Raw genomic sequence first — 21,139 nt, forward strand, 5'->3', positions numbered from 1 at the left:
TCCCCTCAGTAGGGGAGGCCGCTCTCGCGGGCCTTCTTGTCCATCACGTCCTCGTCGGGCCAGCCGGTGCCGGTGTCGGGATTGTGGTCGTCCGAATGCAGGAACGGGATCCGCTGCTGGAGCGTGTCCCCCACCTTCGTCCGGGCCATCCCCGCGAACTTCGACGCCTGCGCGCCGAACACCCCGGCGACCTCCTGGACCCTGGGATTGTCGGCGACGCGTTGCGCCGACCGCTTGATCTGCTCGTACCGTTCGCGACCGGCCCGGCTGCCCAGCACATAGCCGACGGCCAGACCAAGCACGAATGTCATCCGATAACGCATTTTGCACCTCCGCTGACTCCGGGCCTACCCCGATCGCGATGCGACACGCACTCCCGGAGTGCGCTAATCTATTCCTGCGCGCAGCGAAGAGGCCCACCAGCCCCGGCGAAGTGCGCAAACGGACGATCCCGCGTAGCTCAACGGCAGAGCAGCCGGCTGTTAACCGGCAGGTTATAGGTTCGAGTCCTATCGCGGGAGCTTCGACAGCGCGAAGACTCAGGCCCCCTTCCTAGATCCAGGACAGGGGGCCTGAGTCGTTCCGCGAGCCACTACCCAGCTGAGTCGCGGCACTGTTCTGGCGTGAGCGATCTGCCGTACTGGAACAGCGCTTCCCGGACGAGCCTGAAACCGAACAATTTCATGAGCCGGGGGTCGGGCGTTCTATGCCCGGAACATACCGGGTTCTGGTGGGCTGGAGTCCCTTCAACGTTGATCGGTGATCACGCCGAGATGGAGACTCCACCGGTATGTCGGAATCACGAACCTTCGAAAAGCGCGCCCACGACGTGGTGCGGCTCTGGCAGATCGAACGGGAGGGGATCCGCTGCCACATGTCGTGGGGTGTGGCGGGCGGCGTCCTGCGCGGGAGCAGCACCACCCTCGACGACGAGGCACATGCCGAACGCCACTTCCACCAGAAGATCCGCGAGAAGCGGCGCCAGGGCTACACCGAGGTCGTGGACACCGCGCTCGAACCCGGCCCGGAGCCCGCACCCGCACCCGCGCCCGACCCCGACCCCGATCCGTTCCGGGACGTCAAGCTGCTCGACCTGCCGAGAGCCGGCGCCGGCCTGGACGGTTACGAGCCGTTCGGCGAGCGGGCGGGCGTGTACGTCAGGGCCGGCCTCTCCGGCAGGCGGGCGGACATGGGCTTCTGGCACTATCTCGTGCTCACCGGCGACGAGCGCAGGGCCCTGGTGTTCAACGTCAGGGGCCGCTCCCACGACCCCGGCCTGGCCGGGGCGTTCCTGGACTTCCTCCAGCCGCGCAGGGAGTTGGCCTTCGACGGCGCTTCGCATCACAAGGTGCCGTTGGACACGCCGATCGGCCCGTTCACGCACGCGCTGTTCTGCTCGCCCATGCTGAGCCGGAACGTCCACGGCGGGCGCGTCGCCTGGGTCTTCCCGATCCACGACTGTGAGATCGGCGACGCCGACACCGAGACCTTCGCCGAGGCGCGGATCGAGGGCCGGGGCGCGCTGCCCAACTCGGCCTGGGACCGTGACCCCTGCCCGGTGACCGACCTGAGGTTCGACCTGCGCAGCGCGGACGGCCCGTTCCCGAACAGGGGCGACCGCACCACGATGCGGCAGGCCAAGTTCAGGACCGGCAAGCTGGAGGACCTCACCTGGCTGCTGCCCCTGCTGGCCACGTCCAGCCCCGAGAGTCACCTCCAGGTGCGGTCCTACCGTGGTGAGATCCTGACCCTCCGCTGCGCGGACCTGACCGCCGACACCCTCGCCGGCGTCAGGCGGTTCGTCCACGGCGATCAAGGAGCCCGCACCTGAGGGATCGCGGAGGGCCGCCTCTTCCCGTCTGGCGGAGGCGTACCTGAAGATCTCTTCGGCTGTCTTAAGGCTCGCTTCAGGTGCGGCGCGGCACCCTCGGGATCGTCCAATCGTCTCGGGGAGGAGATCCCGATGTTCAAGCGACGCCTCGCGATCGTCGTCACGGCCGCCGCACTCGGACTGTGCGGTATGGCCGGGTCGGCGCTGGCCGACGACGGGCCGGTACGGGTGCACGGCGGGTCGGACGAGCCGGTGCTGTACGGCGGCGAGCTCAGATGCTGGCTGAACGACGGCAAGGCGGTGAGGTTCTCCAAGGCCAAGGTGGCCGAGCTCATCGACGAGAGGTACATCGAGCCCGAGCTGGCCGAGACCGTCATCGAGGACGGCGTGGCGATCGTCCCCGAGGACCGGCTGTCGATCAGCGTGCCCGCCCGGGAACTGCCGCGTTCCGTGGCGCGCAAGGTGGCCGGCAAGCGCTGGCACCACGGCCGCGTCATCCACCTGACCTGCGTCTGGGACGACCGCTCGATCCGGTAGGCGGGCCGAGGGCGTCCCCGGGGCTGCCCGGGGGCGCCCGCTTATTTCACTCTATGTAACGCGATCATCACACGTTTTCGCGTTCGCGGGACAGGGCAGGCCGGGCCGGGGAAAGATGGCTGGGCCGGTCCACGGGCCGGAGCCGCGGGAAGCCGATGAGGGTGGCGAGGAGAGGGCGCCGCCATCAGGAGGCGTCGCCGACCCGGAATCGGCGGGGCGCTCCGCTGACGGAGAAGTGCTGGTTGTCGCGTGCCTACCTGGATCAGGTCCCTTCGTCCCTTCGACGCCCTCGCCGCGCAGGCGGTGCTCGAGCGCACCACCGACCTGCGTGAGGCGGAGCGCTTCATCAGGCTCTACCACGCCGAGAACCCCTCCGCCGGAGGGCTGCACGCCCGCCTGCGCGACGTCGCCAGGGACGTCGCCAGGACCGGCGCCTACACGCACACGTACGAGGAGCTCGAGTTCGGGGCCCGGGTCGCCTGGCGTAACAGCAGCCGGTGCATCGGGCGGCTGTACTGGCGCTCGCTGAAGGTACGCGACCGCCGCCAGGTGAGCACGGCCGAGGGGGTGGCCCTCGAATGCGTGGCCCACCTGCGCGAGGCCACGGGGAACGGCAGGATCAGGCCCACCGTCACCGTGCTGCCCCCCGACACCCCCGCCCGCCGTGGGCCCCGCGTGCTGAACGACCAGCTCATCCGCTACGCGGGCTACCGCACCCCGGACGGCGTCGTGGGCGACCCGCGCAACGTCGAGCTCACGAAGACCGCGAAGGCCCTGGGATGGCGGGGCCGGGGCGGGCGGTTCGACGTGCTGCCGCTGATCGTCCAGCCGGGGCTGGGGGATCGGCTGCTGTGCAACCTGCCCGGGGACGCGGTGCTTGAGGTGCCGCTGGTCCATCCCGAATACGCGTGGTTCGCGGAGCTGGGGCTGCGCTGGCACGCCGTACCGGCCATCTCGGACATGTGCCTGGAGATCGGCGGCGTCTGCTACCCGTGCGCGCCCTTCAACGGCTGGTACATGGGCACCGAGATCGGCGCCCGCAACCTGGCGGACGCGGACCGATACGACCAGCTCCGGGCCGTGGCGGACCGGCTGGGCCTGGACACCTCCAACGAGCGCTGCCTGTGGCGCGACCACGCGCTGGTGGAGCTGAACGTGGCGGTGCTGCACTCCTTCGAGCGGGCGGGCGTCACGATGACCGACCACCACACGGAGTCGCGCCGGTTTCTCACCCACCTGTCGCGGGAGGAGAAGGCCGGGCGGGTCTGCCCCGCCGACTGGTCGTGGATCGTGCCGCCGCTATCCGGCAGCGCCACCCCGGTCTTCCATCGCTACTACGACACCCACGTCCTGACCCCGAGGTTCGTCCACCACCGTTGACCGCTCGCGCAGCGCGGCCAGCTCCGACGGCGTCAGACCGCCCGCCGTCAGGCACGCCTCGACGTCGAGCTCCGCGAGCAGCGCCCCGACGACCTGGGCCGTGGTGGTCCCGGCGGCGTCGAGGCGGGCCTGGACCCGCAGCGCGTCGTCGGGCTCGCCGAGCAGCGCGTAGAGGCGGCTCAGGCGGGCCGTCGACCGCTCGTAGTCGGCCAGGATGTGGCCGGGCGCCACCCCGGCCAGCGCGAGCAGCAGGAGCGCGACCAGCCCGGTACGGTCGCGGCCGGCCACGCAGTGCACGAGCACCCCGCCGGGCGGCGCCTCGGCGATCGCGCGCAGGGCGGCGGCGCAGCGCTCCGGCCGGCGCTCGATGAAGGAGCGCAGGTAGAGCGGTGTCCCGTCGTGGTGGTGGCGGTCCAGGCCCGTGCTCAGGGGCACGTTGACGATGGTCATGCCCGGCGGGCGGTGGCCGGGCTTCGCGCGATGCTCGCCGGGCGTGCGCAGGTCGAGGATCGTGCGTACGCCGTGGGCCGCCGCGGCCGCCCACCCGGCCTCGGTGAGCCGGTCGGGGGTGTCGGAGCGGACCACCGCCCCCCATCGGGTGCGCCGGCCCGGGCCCGCCGGCAGGCCGCCCAGGTCGCGTACGTTGTGACAGCCGTCCCACGCCAGATCCCGGTCCATGCGACCACCGTATCCTTGCCTTCCCTGCCTAGAACATGGTTCTGTTAGCGCATGGCGGAACTCGTGCTCTCGACACTCGACCAGGGCGTGCTGACCCTGACCTTCAACCGGCCCGACACGCTCAACGCCTGGACGGACGCGATGGGCCGGCGCTACTTCGACCTGCTGGCGCAGGCCGAGCAGGACCCGGAGGTGCGGGCCGTGGTGGTCACCGGCGCCGGCAAGGGCTTCTGCTCGGGCGCCGACTTCAAGACGCTGAGCGCCATCCAGACCGGCTCGTACGACGAGACGCCCGACCCGCGGCCCAACACGTTCCCGACGACCATCGGCAAGCCGATCATCGCGGCCGTCAACGGGGCCTGCGCGGGGCTGGGGATGGTGCACGCGCTCGTGTGCGACCTGGTGTTCACGGCCGAGGAGGCCAAGTGGACGACCGCGTTCCCGCGCCGGGGCCTGATCGCCGAGTACGGGCTTTCGTGGGTGCTGCCGCGCGTCATGGGGCAGCAGCGGGCCATGGACGTGCTGTTGTCGGGGCGGGTGTTCACCGGGCGGGAGGCGTACGAGCTGGGGCTGGCCAACCGGGCGGTGGCGGGGGAGTCGCTGCTGGCGGAGGCGCAGGCGTACGCGCGGGAGCTGGCCGCGTACAGTTCGCCGGCGTCGATGGCGGTGATCAAGCGGCAGGTCTGGCACGACTGGGACGTCACGCTGGAGGAGTCGGCCAAGACGGCCACCCAGGAGATGCTCGCCTCCTTCGGGCGGCCGGACTTCGCGGAGGGCGTCGCCAGCTTCCTCGAGCGCCGCCCGCCGAACTTCCCGTCTCTCTGAGCGGGCTCCGCCGAGGGCTCAGGCGACGCGGTGGGCGCCAGGGGCCAGGGAGGCGGGCAGGAAGCGGGGAGCCTGGAAGCCCCGGTCGGCGTAGGCGGCCGAGACCGACTCCTGGACGCTCTCCAGGCGGTCGACCGGGACCAGGGCGATGGCCGAGCCGCCGAAGCCGCCGCCCGTCATGCGGGCGCCCCGGGCGCCGCCCCTGAGCGCGGCCTCCACCGCCACGTCCAGCTCCGGCGAGGACACCTCGTACTTGTCCCTGAGCGACAGGTGGGAGGCGTTGAGCAGGGCGCCGATCTCCGTGACGGCGCCCGCGCGGAGCAGGCCGACGAGGGCCTCCACGCGGTGGTTCTCCGTGACGATGTGCTCGGTGCGCCTGCGCTCGGCGCCCTGCAGCCGGTCGAGGGCGCCGGCCAGGTCGGTGACGTCGCGCAGGGCCGCGACGCCGAGCTTGCGGGCGGCCGACTCGCACTCGGCGCGGCGCTTGGCGTATTCGCCGCCCGCGTGCTCGTGGTGCACCTGCGTGTCGATGATGAGCATGCTCAGGCCGTGGGGGGCCAGGTCGAGCGGGATGTTCCTGGAGCCGAGCGAGCGGCAGTCGAGGAACAGCGCGTGCCCCTCCTGGCAGAGCGCCGAGGCGGCCTGGTCCATGATGCCGCAGGGCATGCCGACGAAGTCGTTCTCCGCCTTCTGGCTGAGCAGGGCGATCTCCATGGGCGTCATGCCCAGCCCGTGCAGGTCGTTGAGGGCCGAGGCGACGGCCACCTCGAGGGCGGCGCTGGAGCTGAGGCCCGCGCCCTGCGGGACGTCGCCGTCGATCGCGATGTCGGCGCCCCCGGCCCGGTCGCCCAGCATGGCGAGGACGCCCACGACGTAGCGGGTCCAGCCCTTGGACTCGTCGTGGCTCGCGATTGTGACGGGCTCGCCGGAGGACTGGAGCGACAGCAGGCGGACGGTCGTGTCCGTACGCGGCGTGACCGCGGCCGTCACCCCCCACGGCACCGCGAACGGGAAGACGAAGCCGTCGTTGTAGTCGGTGTGCTCGCCGATCAGGTTGACCCTGCCGGGCGCATGCCAGACGGTCTGGGGGGACGAACCGTAGGCGGCACGAAAAGCTTCAACAACGCGCATAACCGAACACTCCTCAACAAAGGCCCGACCGTAGACTAGCGCCATGGAGGAACTCCTGGATCCAGGGCTCGGCCAGGTCCGGGTGTTCCTGATGGACGACGACAACAAGCCGCGCAAGCTCAGGTACAACCTCGGGCACCGCCGGCTGCTGACGTTCGGCGGCGCCTACTCCAATCACATCAGGGCGGTGGCCGAGGCCGGGGCGCGGCACGGCATCGAGACGATCGGGGTCATCAGGGGCGAGGAACACCTGCCGCTGAACCCGTGGCTCGCGCGCGCGGCCGAGTGCGGTATGACCCTCACCTACCTCGACCGCGCCTCCTACCGGCGCAAGGACACCGAGGAGGTGCGGGCCCGGCTGCGCGCGCGGTGGGGCGCGGACGTGGCGATCCTGCCGGAGGGCGGGAGCAACGCGGCGGCCGTGCGCGGCTGCGCCGAGCTGCCGGGGGAGATCGCCGGCGACTACGACGTCGTCTGCTGCCCGGTGGGCACCGGGGGCACGCTGGCCGGGATCGCGGCGGGGCTGCCGGAGGGCAAGCGGGCGCTCGGGTTCGCGGTGCTGAAGGGGGCCGGGTTCCTGGAGGGGGAGGTGGCCAGGCTGCAGCGGGAGGCGTACGGGCGTACGTGGTCGAACTGGTCGGTCAACCTGGACTACCACTTCGGCGGCTACGCCAAGTCGACGCCCGCTCTGGCGGGATTTATCGCGAAACATCAAGTCGAAGGCGTCTACGTCGCGAAGATGCTCTACGGCATCCTCGATCTCGCCCGCCGCGGCGCCTTCGCGCCCGGCACCCGCGTCGTCGCCGTGGTCACCGGTCAGCCCTCCACGCCCGTGGCCGTGTGAGCCGCCCCGACCGGTTTCGACTCCGGCGAGCCGCGCTGGCGCAGATAGATCGACAGCACCGCCATCGACAGCACGGCCAGCAGCTCCGACTGCCAGTTCTGCAGGCTGCGGTTCCAGAACTCGGGCGAGGTGACGTAGGCGCCATAGGTGACCGGATCGCGCAGGTCGCCGAGCCGCTCCGCGTTGTACGCCGCCTGCCCCGCCACCGACTGCGCCAGCCACGACAGCAGGAAGATCGCCCCCATCACGAGCCCGAGCGAGTTGCTGTAGACCCACAGCCGCGCACCCTTGACCCTGGCCCAGGCCGGCGAGCCCGGCCCGGCGTAGGGGCCGATCCGCTGCTCCTCGTCCGACTCCGGCCCGGCGTCCTGCGGCTTCTTGGACTCGGGCGACCCCTTCTGGACGAGCCACACGGTCAGCATGATGAACAGGAAGAACTGCAGGTATTCGGACTGCCAGTTCTCGGCCACGTCGACCGCGAACGACGACGAGGTCACGTAGTGCGTCAGCGAGACCGGCTCGGCGCCCTGGGCGACCTGCCGGTCGTTGAACTGCAGCAGCCCCGCCACGGCCTGCCCGCCCACCGCCAGCAGGAACAGCAGCAGGAACGCCAGCGACAGCGAGTTCTCCTTCAGCCACCTCACAGCCGCGACCATCCGATCGCGAAGATCGACGCCAGCCCCACCACGATCACCAGCAGGGTCACCGTGAACATCACGCGCATCAGTCCTCCACCTCGCAGACGTAGGGGAGATCGCCGTTCGGCTCGCAGCCGGCGGCCCTGATCCGCCAGCCGTCGGTGAAGCGGTGCAGGAAGAGCGTGTCGCCGGACAGGCGGACCTGAGCCTCGTCGCCCCAGACGCTCACCGCCGTCACCGCGCCGCCCGGGGCGAGCGCCAGCTCCCGCAGCGCGTCGGCGCAGCTCTGGCCGGAGTCGGGCAGTTTCTCGGCGGTCCGGCGGGCGAGCATCCGGCAGGCGGTGTCCTCCTGGTGGGTGATGAGGGCGGCGGAGAAGTGCTCGGCCGCGCGTGCGGGGGAGGCCGTGTCGACGGCGCATGCGGCGGCGCAGAGGGCCAGCGCGAGCACGATCAGCGGCATCCTCATGCACCCCGTGCTACCCACGCGTGACGCGACTATCCCAGATGGTCGAGCACGGGTGACACCAGGGCGTTCAGCTCGCGGGCCAGCACCGTCACCGCGCGGTGCGCGCGCTGTTCGACCTCCTCGTGCGGGCCTTCGGGCTCGGGCGGCAGGTCGTCGAGCGGCACCGGGGCCTCCACGAGCAGCGTGGCCCGCAGGAACGGGATCCTGGCCAGGTCCTGCTGGGTCGGCTCGACGTACTGGCCGAAGGTCTCCTGCCAGCCCAGCCAGCCACGGTCGCGCCACCAGGTCCGTGACTTGCGCAGCTCCTCCGGCAGCGGGGAGACCACCCGGACGCGGGCGTAGAGCGTGCCGTCCCAGGTGTTGCGGTGACAGGTCGCGTCGAGTATGCGCCGGTCCCACCGCACGAAACCGGGGGTGAGCGACGGGGGTGTGGCCAGTTCCCACGCCGTGCAGGCGAACCGCACGGGCGCGATGTCGCCCCACTCGAACTCGTCGAGGTTCTTGCGCACGTGTACGGCGTAGCGCCCGTCACGGTCCCTGTCGAACTCCTGATCGATCCAGAACGCCTTGCCCATGAGGACTACGCTACGGCGCTCCCGTACCTCCCGGCGGGTGGACCGGAGATCTCGGAATGCCCTGTGACCCGGGTGACAGATGTGTAGCTTTTTCACATTGTTGTATGAACTTGGAGTGATCGATGGCGTCAGAACAGCTCGACGCGGCCATGAACCATTGGAAATCTGGAGATCTTGACGAGGCCGCGGTGCTGTTCAGGCAGATCGCGGCGACGGGGGACACGGAAGCGTCCCATCTGCTGGCCGGGCTGCTGCAGGAGCAGGGGGACCTGGAGGGCGCGGAGGCGGCGCACCGGTCGGTGATCCAGTCGGGCGACCCGGTGTTCGGGCAGCGCTCGGCCATCGCCATGGGGATGATGCTGGTCAACGCCAAGGAGTGGCCGGCGGCGCATCGGGTGCTGACGATCGCCTCCGACGGCGCCGACTTCGAGGTGGCCGCGCTCGCGGACACGGCGCTGGTGCTGGTGTTCACCCAGATGGGGGACGCCCAGGGCGCGCAGGCGTCGCTGGAGCGGGCCCGCAGGTGCAACAGCGCAGCCGTGGCCGAGCTGGCCGCGCGGCTGGAGCTGCCGGAGTTCGACCAGGACCCGGCCTCGGCCCGCGACCTGTACGACGAGGCGGAGGACGAGGACGACTACCGGGAGCTGCTGACCTGCGGGGACCCCGAGATCGTGTCGCTGTCGGCGTTCCGGCTCTACCAGATCTACGCCGAGGACGAGGAGTTCGCCGCGGCCCGCGAGGTGTGCGAGCACGCCATCGCCGTCGGGCATCCCGACCACCTGCCCATGGCGTACAAGCTGCTCGGGGCGGTGCTGGTGGACCTGGGCGAGTACGCCGAGTCGGCCGCCGCCTACCGCGTGGCCGCCGAGGACCCCAGGCCCGACATCCGGCTGCCCTCGCTCATCGAGCTGGCCAAGGTGACCGCGCGGCTCGGCGGCGAGGAGGAGACCAAGGCGATCTTCCGCCGGGTGATCGTCAGCGGCCACCCCGAGTACGTCGTGCAGGCGCACGCGTGCCTGGCCCAGATGCACACCGAGGCGGGCGAGACGGCGCAGGCGCTGGCCGCGCTGCGGGCGGTGCTGGAGGCCGGCGAGGACGAGTGGGCCTCCATCTGCGTCACCCTGCTCGGCCTGCTGCTCGAACAGCACCCCGAGGCGCACGACGAGATCATGGAGCTGGCCGCGCTCGCGTCCCGGCACGACGACCCCGACGCCGCGTTCAAGGCCGCGCTGCTGATCGAGCACGCCGCCAGGCAGCAGCCGCTGGCCGACCCGGTCGAGGAGCAGGCGCTGCAGGACACCGACGACGGCTTGGCCTGCCTGAAGGCCGGCGAGCTGGAAGAGGCCAGGCGGCTGCTGCGCCGGGCGATCGACTCCGGCGCGCCCACCCAGTCGATCAGGGCCATGGTGATGCTGGCCGAGCTGGAGATGGGCGAGGGCGACCGGGAGCAGGCCGACGAGCTGCTGGCGTACGTGGCCGAGGGCGACGACGTCCTCCAGGGCTTCAACGCCGCCTTCCTGCTGCACCTGTTGCGCGAGTCCGGCGGCGGGCCGGACGAGGACCTGCATCCCGTGCTCGCCGCCATGCTGGAGCACCAGCGGCTGGGCAGGGAGGAGGGGCTGGTCCGGTACCGGGCGGCCATGGACCACCCCGACCCTGCCGTCTCCGCGATCGGCACGGCCGTGTTCGCGCAGGTGCTGGCCTCGTTCGGGTACGACCTGTCCGAGGCGGCCAAGCTGTTCCTGGCGGCGGCGGAGACCGGGGACCCGCTGGCGTTGTCGTACACGGCGGTGATCTGCAAGGACGTGCTGACCGACGAGGCCGAGGCGGCGGGGCTGCTGCGCCGGGCCAGGGCGGCGGGGCATCCCGCGCTGGCGGCCTGGGTGGCGTACATGCTGGGCGAGCTCGTCGGCGAGGACGAGCCGGGCGAGGCGCGCAGGGCGTACGAGGAGGCTCTGGAGACCGGGCACAAGGGCCTGCGGATCGAGGCCGCCGCGGACCTGATCGGGCTGTTCGAGCGGCAGGGCGACCTGCTGGCCGCCTGCCGCCTGCACGAGCGGCTGATCGCCGAGGACGGGCACGAGAACAGCGCGCTGCCACTGGCGTTCACCCGGGTCAGGCTCGACGACATGGAGGCCGCCCGGGCCGCGCTCGCGCTCGCCACGGACGGGCTCGGCGCGTTCGGCCGGCTGCTGCTCGACGAGGACTTCGAGGCGGCGGCACGGGCGCTGCCCGAGGGTGACGCGGCCGTCATGGCGACCGCTCTGGCCATGGAGTGCGCGCACGCCTGGCAGCGCACGCGCCGCGCGGCCGCCGCCGACGCGGCGCTCTCGCTGGTCGCCGCGGTCGGCGTCCCGGAGCAGCGCCAGCGGGCCGGCTGCTTCCTCGGGGCCCTGCGCAACGACTCGGGCGACCGGCACGGCGCGATCGACGCCTGGCGGCGCGCGGTGGGCGACGACGAGCACCTCAACGGGGTGGCGCTGCGGGCGGCCGGCAACGTGCTGTGCGAGCTCGGGGAGTACGCCGAGGCCGCCGACATGTACGCCCGCGTGCCGGTCACCGGCGACGAGCGCCGCCAGGCCGAGGTGGCCCTGCGGCTGGGCGAGTCGCTGGCGGCCTGCGGCCGCGCCGACGAGGCCGGCGAGGTGCTGGCCGGGGCGTTCGGCGGGGGCGCGACCCTGCACCTGGCCAGGTTCCTGCGCGACCACGGCGACCCCGGGCGCGCGCTCGAGGTCATGACCGCCGCGCCGCCCGAGATCACGGGCGAGTCCGAGCGCCTGCTCGGCACCCTGCTGGCCACGGCGGGGGACCTGGAGTCGGCCAAGGCGGCGTTCGAGCGGGCGGCGGCCATCGACCCCGAGTCGGAGCCGGAGACCATGCTGGCGGCGGGCCGCTCACTGCTGGCGGCCGGGGACGCCGACGCCGCGCACTTCGCGTTCGAACGGGCGGCGGCGCAGGAGCACGACACGTACTCCGCCGCCGTCTCCCGCCACCTGCTCGGCCGGGCCGCCCCCGACGAGCTGCCCTGGGTGCTGTCGGCCGAAGGCGACCGGGAGGGCGCGCTGGCGGTCCTCACCGAGCGGACCGGGTCGGAGCTGATGGCCGGGGTGCTGCTGGCGATCGAGGACGAGGACGTGCGGGGCCTGCGCCGCCTCCTGGCCGAAGCGGGGCCCGAGGGGCTGGCGGAGGCCGTACCGGAGGTCATGGCGAAGGCCCAGGTCATGGAGGACGACACCGCCGAGCCGTTCTTCCAGCTCGTGACCGAGTTCGGGGAGCCCGCGGCGGCGGCCGAGGCCAGGGTCGAGCTGGGCGCGATCCTCGCCAACGAGGGCCACCACAGCCGCGCCGAGCTGTGCTTCCTGCCCGCCACGCGGGAACCGGCCACGGCCGAGATGGCCTGGCGCAACATCGCCGTCGTCCGTCACCGCCGCGGCGACCTCGACGGCGCGGTGACGGCCGCCGAGGCCGCGCTGCCCGCGACCGCCGTCCTCGTCGCCGAGCTGTTGGACGAGTGCGGCGACACCGCGCGGGTCCGGGAGGTGCTCGCCGCCGGGGCGGCGGGCGGCGACCTCGAATGCCGCCGGCGGCTGCTGGTCCACCTGCTCCAGGAGCAGGACTACGACGCCCTGACCGCCGAGGCGGAGCTGGCCGTGGGGTGCGGCGACCCGGAGACCGTCGCGCTCGGCTACTGGACGTGGGGCGACGCCCGCAAGGCCAGGGGCGACCTGGCCGACGCGGCCCGCCTGTACGGCAGGGGCGTCGACACCGGCTTCCCCGACACCACGCCCAGTATGCGCGTCGACCTCGCCAAGGCCCTGCGGGAGCTGGGCGACACGGCGGCGGCCGGCCGCGAGGTGCGACTGGCCATCGAGTCCGGCGCCCCCGAGGCCGTGTCCAGGGGCGGCATGCAGCTCGGCGTCTGGCTGCACGAGGACGGCGACCACCTGGGCGCGGCGCGGGCGTTCGCCGCGGCGGCCGAGGCCGGCACCGACCTCTCCCAGACCGCGCTGAACAACCTCGACGCCCTGGCCTACCAGGCGTGCCGGCGCGGCGAGCACGCGCTGGCCGCCGAGGTGCTGGCGCTGATGGGCCCGCAGGCCGCCGAGCAGGCCCGCGAGCTGGGCGACGTGTGCGAGGACCCGGCGGCCGTGCGGCAGTACTACGAGCTGGCCGGGCAGGGCCCGTTCACCGAGCTGCGGGTGGCCGAGCGGCTGGAGGCCCTGGGCGAGACCGCGCAGGCCCGCGCGATCTACGAACGGATGAACGACCACGACGACCCCGACGTGCGGTTCGTGGCCGGGGGCCGGCTGCTCACGCTGCTCGACGCCGAGGGCGACTCGGAGGCCTTCTACAACCTGGCCGAGCGGCAGGCCGGGGACGCCGACAGCCCGGTGCAGGGCGTGTTCGGCAGCCTGCTCGGCATGCTCCAGGACCGCCAGGGCGACACCGAGGCGTCGCTGCGCACACTGCGGGTGGCGGCGGAGAGCGGGGAGCCGACCGCGCTCAGCGTGCTCGGGCAGACCCTGCTGAACGCGGGGGAGGTCGAAGAGGGGCGGCAGGCGTACCTGCGGGTGCTGGAGGCCGGCGACGACGACCTCGCGGCGCGGGCGATGATCGCGATCGGGCAGACGTACCACGACGAGGACGAGGCGCTGGCGCGCGAGTGGTACGGCAAGGCGGTCGAGGCGGGGGAGGGGCACACGAGCGCGCTCGGCGCGATGTACCTCGGCGCGCTGGCCAAGCGGAAGCGGGACTTCCCCGAAGCGCTCACCTGGTACCAGCGGGTCATCGACGCGGGGGACTCGGAGTCGGGGATGGCCGCGGCGCACCTCGGCGAGCTGTGCTACTGGCTCGGGGACCGCGACGGGGCGCTGCGTTACTACGAGCTGACACTGGGGCTGACCGAGCAGGACGACCTGATCGCGGAGGCCGCCTTCCGGCTGGGCGAGATCCGGTACGAGCGCGGTGACCTGGACCTGGCCAGGCGGCTGCTGCGCCAGGCGTCCGACACCGGTGACCCGGCCTTCGCCGAGGAGGCGGGCACGCTGCTGGCCAGGATCAGGTGAACGCCGCTTGCCCATAATTAAATGACCGATTAGTCTCACCTAGTCAAACAAACGAGGTGAGACGATGGCCAAGGTCGGACGACCGCCGCAGGATCCGGCACGCCAGCTCGAGCGGGCGCACCGGATCCTCGACGCGGTCACCGAGCTCGTCCTGCGCTGGGGCTACGACAAGACCACCATCGACGACGTGGCCCAGCGCGCCGGTGTCGCCAAGGGGACCATCTACCTGCACTGGAAGACCCGCGACGACATCTTCGCGGCGCTGCTGCGGCGGGAGCGGGTGCTCCTGCTGACCGAGGTGCGCGACCAGGCGCCGGCGACGCTGAGCGAGCTGTTCGGCGAGTACGCCAGGGTCCTGCTGCGGCGCCCGCTGCTGCGGGCGGTGCTGGGCGGCGACTCCGAGGTGCTCGGCAAGCTCAGCCGGCGCAAGCGGGGCGGCCCGACCGGGTTCGAGCTCGGCGCGCCCTTCAACGGCTACGTGACGGAGCTGGTCAAGCACGGCGCGGTGCGCGAGGACCCCGGTGACCACGTCGTGGTGATCGGCTCCATCGTGTACGGGTTCCTGTTCCTGCCGGACGGCCGGCCCGCGGGCGACAGGCCGACCGAGGACCGGATCGCGGACCTGGTGGCCGACACCATCGAGCGGGCCCTCGGCACGGGCCGCCCGCCATCCGACCCGGACGCCGCCACCCGGGCGACCCTCGCCTTTCTCGACGCCATGGTGGAGGTCGCCCAGCAGCGGCTGGCGCTCTCCCTGGGCTCTAAGGAGCGTGTGAAGTGAGGGTCGTTCTCCCCCTCGACGACGCCACGGCCGACCTCGCGACCGTGGGCGGCAAAGGTGCCTCCCTGGCCAGGCTGACCAGGGCCGGGCTGCCCGTCCCCGGCGGGTTCCACATCACGACCGGGGCCTACCGCGCGTTCGTGGCCGGCTTCCGCGAGGAGATCCTGCGCGCCGCCGCCGACGACCCCGACCGGATCGCCTCGCTGTTCGCCGCGCACGACCTGCCCGGCGACCTCGCCGCGGAGATCCGGGCGGCGTACGAGGCGCTCGGCGACGACGTGCCCGTGGCCGTGCGGTCCTCCGCCACCGCCGAGGACCTGCCGGACATGTCGTTCGCCGGCCAGCAGGACACCTACCTCAACATCAGGGGCGACGCCCTGCTCGACGCGGTCAGGCGCTGCTGGGCCTCGCTGTGGAACCCGCGCGCCATCGCCTACCGCGACCAGAACGGCGTGCCGCACGAAGACGTGGCGCTGGCCGTGGTGGTCCAGGAGCTGGTCGACGCCGACGCGGCAGGCATCATGTTCACCGCCGACCCGGTCACCGGCGCCCGCGACAGGACCGTGGTCAACGCCTCGTGGGGGCTCGGCGAGGCGGTCGTCGGCGGCCAGGTCACCCCCGACACGACCGTGGTGTCCGGTGGCGCGGTCGTGGAGTCGCACACGAGCGACAAGACGGTCATGACCGTCCGCACCGGCACCGGCACCGAGGAGCGGCCCGTCCCCGGCGACCTGCGCACCCGCCCCGTCCTCGGCGACTCCGAGGCCGTCGAGCTGGCCGGGCTCGGCGCCCGTATCCAGGACCTCTACGGCGCCCCGATGGACGTGGAGTGGGCCAGGCGCGACGGCGCGTTCGCCATCGTGCAGGCGCGCCCGATCACCGGGCTCAAGCCCCCGCTGGAGGAGTGGAACGACAGCCTCAAGGGCGACTACCTGTGGACCGGCGGCAACCTGGGCGAGGCCATCCCCGACGTCATGACGCCGATCACGTGGTCGTTCGTGCGCCTGTTCATCAACGAGGCCATGTACGCCTCCACGCTGCCCGGCTTCGACCTGGTCGGCAACATCGGCGGCCGGTTCTACATGAACCTGAGCGTCACCTACACCATCGCCAGGGCCCTGGGCATGCAGAGTCGGCTGGGCGCGGTCGAGCAGGTCTTCGGCAGGCTCCCGGAAGGGCTGGAGGTGCCGCTGGCGCGGGTGTCGCGCTGGGAGATCATCAAGGGTGTGCTGCCCATGGCGGTCCATCTCCGCCGCCGGGTCCGTACCAACATCAAGGGCATGAGCGCCTTCCTCGCCACGTCCCAGCGGCGCTGCGAGGAGCTGCGCGAGCGGATCGCGGCCACCGGCTCCGGGCCCGAGCTGGCCGGACTGTGGGAGGCGGAGGTCCGGCCCCACCTGGTCACCTCCTGCCGCATGCTGGAGGCCGCGGGCCGTCAGGGCGGCACCACGCTCGTCCTGACCCGTGACCGGCTGCGCAAGATGATGGGCGACGTCGACGCGGAGGCCATGCTGACCGGCGTCAACACCGACGGCGAGCTGGCCAGCATGGGGCCCGTGATGGGCCTGTCCAGGCTGGCCCGCGGGGAGATCACCCGGGAGGAGTTCGCCCGCGCGTACGGGCATCGCGGCCCCCACGAGTTCGAGGTGTCGATCCCGCGGCCCGGCGAGGACCCCGCGTGGATCGACGCCCAGCTCGCCGGCCTGCGCGACATGCGGTCCGACACCGAGGCGCTGCTCGCGCGCCAGCGCGCGGCCAGGGAGGAGGCGTGGGCGCGCTTCGCCCGGCGCTACCCGCGCAAGGAGGCCGCCATGCGGGCCAGGGTTCAGCGGTGGAACGCGGTCGTGCGCGACCGGGAGTCCACGCGCTCGGAGAACATGCGGGCGTTCTGGGTGCTGCGGGCCTTCACCGTGCGCGCGGGGGAGCTGACCGGGCTCGGCGACGAGGTGTTCTACCTGCACCTGCCGGAGCTGCTGGCCCTGCTGCGCGGCGACCGGTCGGCGCTGGAGAAGGTGCCGGCGCGGCGGGCGACGTACGAGCGGTACGCCTCCCTCCCGCCCTACCCGGCGCTCATCGTCGGCCACTTCGACCCCGTGCGCTGGGCCGCCGACCCCGGACGGCGGGCCGACATCTTCGACGCGCGCGGCGCCGGCGTCCCGGTGAGCGACACCGTGACGGGCTTCCCCGGCGCCCCGGGCGTCGTGGAGGGCATCGCCCGCGTGATCTCCGGCCCCGAGGACGGCGATCGGCTCAGGCCCGGCGAGATCCTGGTGACGACGCTGACGAACGTGGGCTGGACGCCCATGTTCCCCAGGGCCGCCGCCGTCGTGACCGACATGGGCGCGCCGCTGTCGCACGCCTCGATCGTGGCCCGCGAGCTGGGCATCCCGGCCGTGGTCGGCACCGGCAACGCCACCATGCGCCTGCGCGACGGCGACCGGATCAGGGTGGACGGCGAGCGGGGCACGGTCGAGTTGCTGACCGCCCAAGACTCGGCCAAGTCGGCCGCCGCGGAGTCGGGCGTGTGATCACGTCGATGACCATGATCGAACAGTGGACCACAGAGGACGAACGCGAACTCGAGGCGCGCTGCGCCCGCTTCAGGATCGCCAAGCTCGCACTCGATCGCAGCGACGACGAGGTGGATCTGGGTGCCCGGCTCGATGAGCCGGGTCCTGCGGCGTGACTGGAGCGAGCTGCCGCCGTCGCTCGTAGCCGAGCTCGAACGCCGGCTGGGCGCCGTACGAGGGTTCGAGGAGCGCCAGGGCGGCTTCTCGTACGGCGTCCTCGGCGTGGCCCCGCTCGCCGGGGTGCCCACCGTCGCCGCGGTCGTCGGCCGGCGGGCGGTGCCCGAGCGGGCAACGCGCCCGATGGGCGATATAAAGACCTCAGCACCCCCTTCGGCAAAGAGGTCCACGCATGCGCGAGATCGGCTCCTCCATCGACATCAAGGCCACCCCCGAGCAGGTGTGGGCGGTCCTCACCGACTTCTCCGCATATGCCTCCTGGAACCCCTTCATCAGGGAGGGCGCCGGTGAGGCGGTCGTCGGCGGCCGGTTGACGCTGCGCATGTACCCGGAGCGCGGCAGGCCCATGACGTTCAAGCCCACGGTGCTCACCGCCGAGCCGGGCAGGGCGCTGCGCTGGATCGGGCGTCTCATCGTCCCCGGGCTGTTCGACGGGATCCACGAGTTCACGCTCACCCAGACGCCCGAGGGCACGCACCTCGTGCAGAGCGAGCGCTTCAAGGGGCTGCTCGTCCCCTTCCTCGGCTCGATGATCGAGGGCACCCAGCGGAACTTCGAGCGCCTGAACGAGGCACTGAAGCAGCGCGTCGAGGGCTGAGGCCGCTGAAGACCGCCCGGCTGAGCCCGGCGGGTCGCCGCCGGTAAATCGGTTGCCCCCGCGAGAGCCGCTCTGCTGTGCTGTCGGCAGCCGATCGACCGGAGGAGCGGGAAATGCGTGCAACGTCTGAGTCCCCCAGGAAAGGAAGAGCCATCTCTACGGAGGACCTGACGTTCGGTGCGAATGCTCAATTTGGGGATCTTGGCGCATGTAGACGCCGGTAAGACCAGCCTGACCGAGCGGCTGCTGTACGCCGCCGGAGTCATCGACGAGGTCGGCAGCGTCGACGACGGCAGCACCCAGACCGACTCGCTGGCCCTGGAGCGGCAGCGCGGCATCACCATCAAGTCCGCGGTCGTCTCCTTCGTCGTCGGCGACACCACGGTCAACCTGATCGACACCCCCGGCCACCCCGACTTCATCGCCGAGGTGGAGCGGGTCCTGAGCGTGCTCGACGGCGCCGTGCTGGTCGTCTCGGCGGTGGAGGGGGTGCAGGCGCAGACCCGCGTGCTCATGCGTACGCTGCGCCGGCTCGGCATCCCCACGCTCGTCTTCGTCAACAAGATCGACCGCCGGGGCGCCCGCCACGAGGGCGTGCTGCGCGAGATCGCGGACAAGCTCGTCCCGGCCGCCGTCGCCATGGGCGCGACCACGGGACTCGGCACGGGCGCCGCCGCCTTCACGCCCTTCGACGGCGCGGCCGGCTTCGCCGCGCGGCTCGTCGACGTGCTGGCCGAGCAGGGGGAGGAGCTGCTGGCCGCGTACGTGGCCGACGAGGAGTCCGTCTCCTACGCGCGGCTGCGCGCCGAACTCGTGGCCCAGACCGGGCAGGCGCTGGCGCACCCGGTGTTCTTCGGCTCGGCGATCACCGGCGCCGGTGTGGAGGCGCTGATCGCCGGCATCGAGGAACTGCTGCCGCCCGCCCAGGGCGACCCCGAGGGCCCGGTCTCGGGCACGATCTTCAAGATCGAGCGCGGGCAGGAGGGGGAGAAGATCGCGTACGCGCGGATGTTCGGCGGCACACTGCGCACCCGCGATCGGCTGCGCTTCGGCGACGGCCGGGAGGGGAAGGTGACCGCGATCAGCGTCTTCGACCGCGGCGCGGCGGCCCGCGTGCCCGAGGTCACGGCCGGCCGCATCGCCCGCCTCTGGGGCCTGGCCGACGTCCGCGTCGGCGACCACCTCGGCACGCCGAAACCGGCGCGGACCCCGGCGACGGCGGTGGCGCGGGGCGGGCATTTCGCGCCGCCGACCTTGGAGACGGTCGTGGTCCCCGGCAGTCCCGGGGACAGGGGCGCGCTGCACCTGGCGCTGGCCCGGCTCGCCGAGCAGGATCCGCTGATCGGCCTGCGCCAGGACGACCTGCGCGGCGAGGTGTCGGTCTCGCTCTACGGCGAGGTGCAGAAGGAGGTCGTCCAGGCCACGCTCATGAACGACTTCGGCCTGCACGTCACCTTCCGCGAGACGACCACGATCTGCGTCGAGCGCCCCGCGGGCACCGGCGCCGCGTTCGAGCTGATCGGCAAGGACCCGAACCCGTTCCTCGCGACCGTCGGATTGCGCGTCGAGCCGGGCCCGGCGGGCGGCGGGGTGGAGTTCCGGCTGGAGGTGGAGCTCGGGTCGCTGCCGTACGCGTTCATGCGGACGATCGAGGAGACCGTGCGCGAGACGCTCCAGCGGGGCGGCCTGCGCGGCTGGGAGGTCGTCGACTGCGTGGTCACGCTGACGCACTCGGGCTACTGGGCCCGGCAGAGCCACGCGGGCGGCGTCTTCGACAAGAGCATGTCGAGCACGGCGGGCGACTTCCGCAACCTGGTCCCGCTGGTGCTGATGAGCGCGCTCAAGCAGGCCGGGACCACGGTGTACGAGCCGATGCACCGTTTCCGCCTCGAGCTCCCGCCCGACACGCTGGGCCCGGTGCTGCCCGTGCTGGCCGGCCTCGGCGCGGTCCCGCTGACGCGGCTGTCGTCCCTGGTGGAGGGCGAGATCCCGGCCGCCAGGGTGCACGAGCTGGGGCAGCGCCTGCCGGGGCTGACCCGCGGCGAGGGCGTGCTGGAGTGCGACTTCGACCGCTACCGGCCCGTACGCGGCCCGCTCCCGGAACGCCCGCGCACCGACCACAACCCGCTCGACAGGAAGGAATACCTCCTGCACGTCGTACGGCGGGTCTAGGCCCCGTCCTTGTCGCTGTCGGCGGCGAAGACGATGACGCCGAGATAGCCGTCGTCCTCCTCGGTGACCTTCAGCAGCATGCCGTCCCGGTAGATGTTGTCGCCGTCGTTGAACGTGTCGCGCCCGGAGTGCTCCGCGTACGGCGCCTCGGCCATGACGACGCCGTTCAGCTTCTCGTCGAACATGACCTGGGTGGTCAGCACCCGCTGGTTGCTGAAGTGCACCATGGCGTGGATGTGGATGGTGCGACCGCGGTACCAGCCCGGCCAGATGGTGGTGAACTCGACGATGCCGTCGGCGTTGGTGACCTGGGCCCCTCGCAGGTACCGCTTGTCGTCGGTCGGCGTCAGGTCGCCCATGTCACCGCCGCCGCCCTCACCGGTGCCGCCCGTGGGCGGGGCTCCCGTGGGCGGGCCGCCCCCGGGAGCCCCGCCGCCCCCGCCGGTCGACTGCGACTCCGCCCCGGAGTAGAGGCCGGCCGCGTCGCAGTGCCAGATCTCCACCACCGCGTTGCCCAGCGGCTCGCACGTCTCGCTGTCCTGCACCTTGATCGCGACCCGCAGGCGCGTGCCCTCCCGGTCCTCGCGGATGTCGCCGCGGATCTTGTCGGCGTCGAAGTAGTAGGGCCCCTGCGTCGTGGTGGAGGTCAGCGTGCAGGTGCCGGCGCCGGAGAAGAGCGAGGTGAGGTCCTTGGCCGTGGTGGCCTGCGGCGTCACGCTGGCTCCGGTGGAGGTGGTGACGGCCGCCGTCCCCGAGCCGCCGCCGCACGCGGCCAGGAGGCCGCCGAGCCCGAGTGAGCTGATGCCGGCGAACAGCCGCCGCCGGCTGACCCGCTGGCCTTCGTGATCGTGTCCCACTGTGGTCCTCTTC

General features: G+C 72.4%; 18 protein-coding genes and 1 tRNA gene. 12 read left to right on the forward strand and 7 right to left on the reverse strand.

Features of this window, described 5'->3' with window-relative positions; translation table 11 throughout:
• Positions 1-5: 5 nt before the first annotated feature.
• Entirely contained in the window at positions 6-323 is a 318-nt protein-coding gene (locus AB0I15_RS09710; protein ID WP_358092343.1) for a YtxH domain-containing protein, read from the reverse strand.
• Positions 324-449: 126 nt separating this feature from the next.
• On the opposite strand from AB0I15_RS09710, the gene AB0I15_RS09715 reads away from it, so the two are divergent.
• From AB0I15_RS09715 to AB0I15_RS09730, 4 genes are all read left to right on the forward strand, one after another.
• Positions 450-521, forward strand: a tRNA-Asn gene (locus tag AB0I15_RS09715).
• Between the two features lie 269 nt (positions 522-790).
• Positions 791-1,831 carry a WGR domain-containing protein gene (locus tag AB0I15_RS09720; RefSeq protein ID WP_358092345.1) on the forward strand — a complete coding sequence of 347 codons (1,041 nt, stop codon included), beginning with the start codon at positions 791-793 and terminating at the stop codon, positions 1,829-1,831.
• Between the two features lie 132 nt (positions 1,832-1,963).
• The gene (locus AB0I15_RS09725; protein ID WP_358092347.1) at positions 1,964-2,368 is read left to right on the forward strand and encodes a hypothetical protein; all 405 of its coding nucleotides are present in this window, start codon (positions 1,964-1,966) and stop codon (positions 2,366-2,368) included.
• Between the two features lie 249 nt (positions 2,369-2,617).
• Positions 2,618-3,748 (forward strand): nitric oxide synthase oxygenase, encoded by a 1,131-nt coding sequence (locus AB0I15_RS09730; protein ID WP_358092348.1) that lies wholly within the window; start codon positions 2,618-2,620, stop codon positions 3,746-3,748.
• Here the strand turns inward: AB0I15_RS09730 and AB0I15_RS09735 are convergent.
• On the reverse strand, positions 3,668-4,426 hold the full coding sequence (locus tag AB0I15_RS09735) for a tyrosine-protein phosphatase (protein WP_358092350.1): 759 nt from the start codon (positions 4,424-4,426) through the stop codon (positions 3,668-3,670). The genes AB0I15_RS09730 and AB0I15_RS09735 overlap by 81 nt on opposite strands.
• A gap of 51 nt (positions 4,427-4,477) precedes the next feature.
• Between AB0I15_RS09735 and AB0I15_RS09740 the strand changes: the two genes are divergently transcribed.
• Positions 4,478-5,251, forward strand: coding sequence for an enoyl-CoA hydratase-related protein (locus tag AB0I15_RS09740; protein WP_358092352.1), 774 nt, complete (start codon positions 4,478-4,480; stop codon positions 5,249-5,251).
• An 18-nt stretch (positions 5,252-5,269) separates the two neighbouring features.
• Here AB0I15_RS09740 and galK read toward each other — a convergent pair whose 3' ends face one another.
• Positions 5,270-6,382, reverse strand: a complete 1,113-nt coding sequence (gene galK, locus AB0I15_RS09745) for a galactokinase (protein WP_358092354.1) — start codon at positions 6,380-6,382, stop codon at positions 5,270-5,272.
• 43 nt (positions 6,383-6,425) lie between these two features.
• Here galK and AB0I15_RS09750 point away from each other — a divergent pair, with 43 nt between their 5' ends.
• Positions 6,426-7,226, forward strand: coding sequence for a pyridoxal-phosphate dependent enzyme (locus AB0I15_RS09750; RefSeq protein WP_358092356.1), 801 nt, complete (start codon positions 6,426-6,428; stop codon positions 7,224-7,226).
• On the opposite strand, the gene AB0I15_RS09755 is transcribed toward AB0I15_RS09750, so the two are convergent.
• The 3 genes from AB0I15_RS09755 to AB0I15_RS09765 all read right to left on the reverse strand — a co-directional run bounded on the left by AB0I15_RS09755 (position 7,199) and on the right by AB0I15_RS09765 (position 8,905).
• On the reverse strand, positions 7,199-7,870 hold the full coding sequence (locus AB0I15_RS09755; RefSeq protein ID WP_358092358.1) for a DUF6766 family protein: 672 nt from the start codon (positions 7,868-7,870) through the stop codon (positions 7,199-7,201). The genes AB0I15_RS09750 and AB0I15_RS09755 overlap by 28 nt on opposite strands.
• 79 nt (positions 7,871-7,949) lie before the next feature.
• Positions 7,950-8,330: a hypothetical protein gene (locus tag AB0I15_RS09760; RefSeq protein ID WP_358092360.1), complete on the reverse strand. Its 381-nt coding sequence runs from the start codon at positions 8,328-8,330 to the stop codon at positions 7,950-7,952.
• Between the two features lie 29 nt (positions 8,331-8,359).
• Complete coding sequence (locus tag AB0I15_RS09765) at positions 8,360-8,905, reverse strand: hypothetical protein (RefSeq protein WP_358092362.1); 546 nt, start codon at positions 8,903-8,905, stop codon at positions 8,360-8,362.
• Positions 8,906-9,027: 122 nt separating this feature from the next.
• On the opposite strand from AB0I15_RS09765, the gene AB0I15_RS09770 reads away from it, so the two are divergent.
• From AB0I15_RS09770 to AB0I15_RS09795, 6 genes are all read left to right on the forward strand, one after another.
• Positions 9,028-13,971, forward strand: coding sequence for a hypothetical protein (locus AB0I15_RS09770; protein ID WP_358092364.1), 4,944 nt, complete (start codon positions 9,028-9,030; stop codon positions 13,969-13,971).
• Positions 13,972-14,035: 64 nt separating this feature from the next.
• Entirely contained in the window at positions 14,036-14,752 is a 717-nt protein-coding gene (locus AB0I15_RS09775) for a TetR/AcrR family transcriptional regulator (protein ID WP_358092366.1), read from the forward strand.
• Entirely contained in the window at positions 14,749-17,280 is a 2,532-nt protein-coding gene (locus AB0I15_RS09780) for a PEP/pyruvate-binding domain-containing protein (RefSeq protein WP_358092368.1), read from the forward strand. The genes AB0I15_RS09775 and AB0I15_RS09780 overlap by 4 nt, the downstream gene beginning before the upstream one ends.
• Before the next feature lie 8 nt (positions 17,281-17,288).
• Positions 17,289-17,438, forward strand: a complete 150-nt coding sequence (locus AB0I15_RS09785; RefSeq protein ID WP_358092370.1) for a hypothetical protein — start codon at positions 17,289-17,291, stop codon at positions 17,436-17,438.
• Positions 17,439-17,671: 233 nt separating this feature from the next.
• Positions 17,672-18,097 (forward strand): SRPBCC domain-containing protein, encoded by a 426-nt coding sequence (locus AB0I15_RS09790; RefSeq protein ID WP_358092372.1) that lies wholly within the window; start codon positions 17,672-17,674, stop codon positions 18,095-18,097.
• Positions 18,098-18,280: 183 nt separating this feature from the next.
• A complete protein-coding gene (locus AB0I15_RS09795; protein ID WP_358092374.1) occupies positions 18,281-20,269 on the forward strand; it encodes a translation factor GTPase family protein in 1,989 nt (662 codons plus the stop codon).
• Here the strand turns inward: AB0I15_RS09795 and AB0I15_RS09800 are convergent.
• Positions 20,266-21,126 carry a hypothetical protein gene (locus AB0I15_RS09800; protein WP_358092376.1) on the reverse strand — a complete coding sequence of 287 codons (861 nt, stop codon included), beginning with the start codon at positions 21,124-21,126 and terminating at the stop codon, positions 20,266-20,268. The genes AB0I15_RS09795 and AB0I15_RS09800 overlap by 4 nt on opposite strands.
• Between the last annotated feature and the right edge of the window lie 13 nt (positions 21,127-21,139).

It is taken from the genome of Nonomuraea sp. NPDC050643 (genome assembly GCF_040654715.1).
GTDB lineage: Bacteria > Actinomycetota > Actinomycetes > Streptosporangiales > Streptosporangiaceae > Nonomuraea.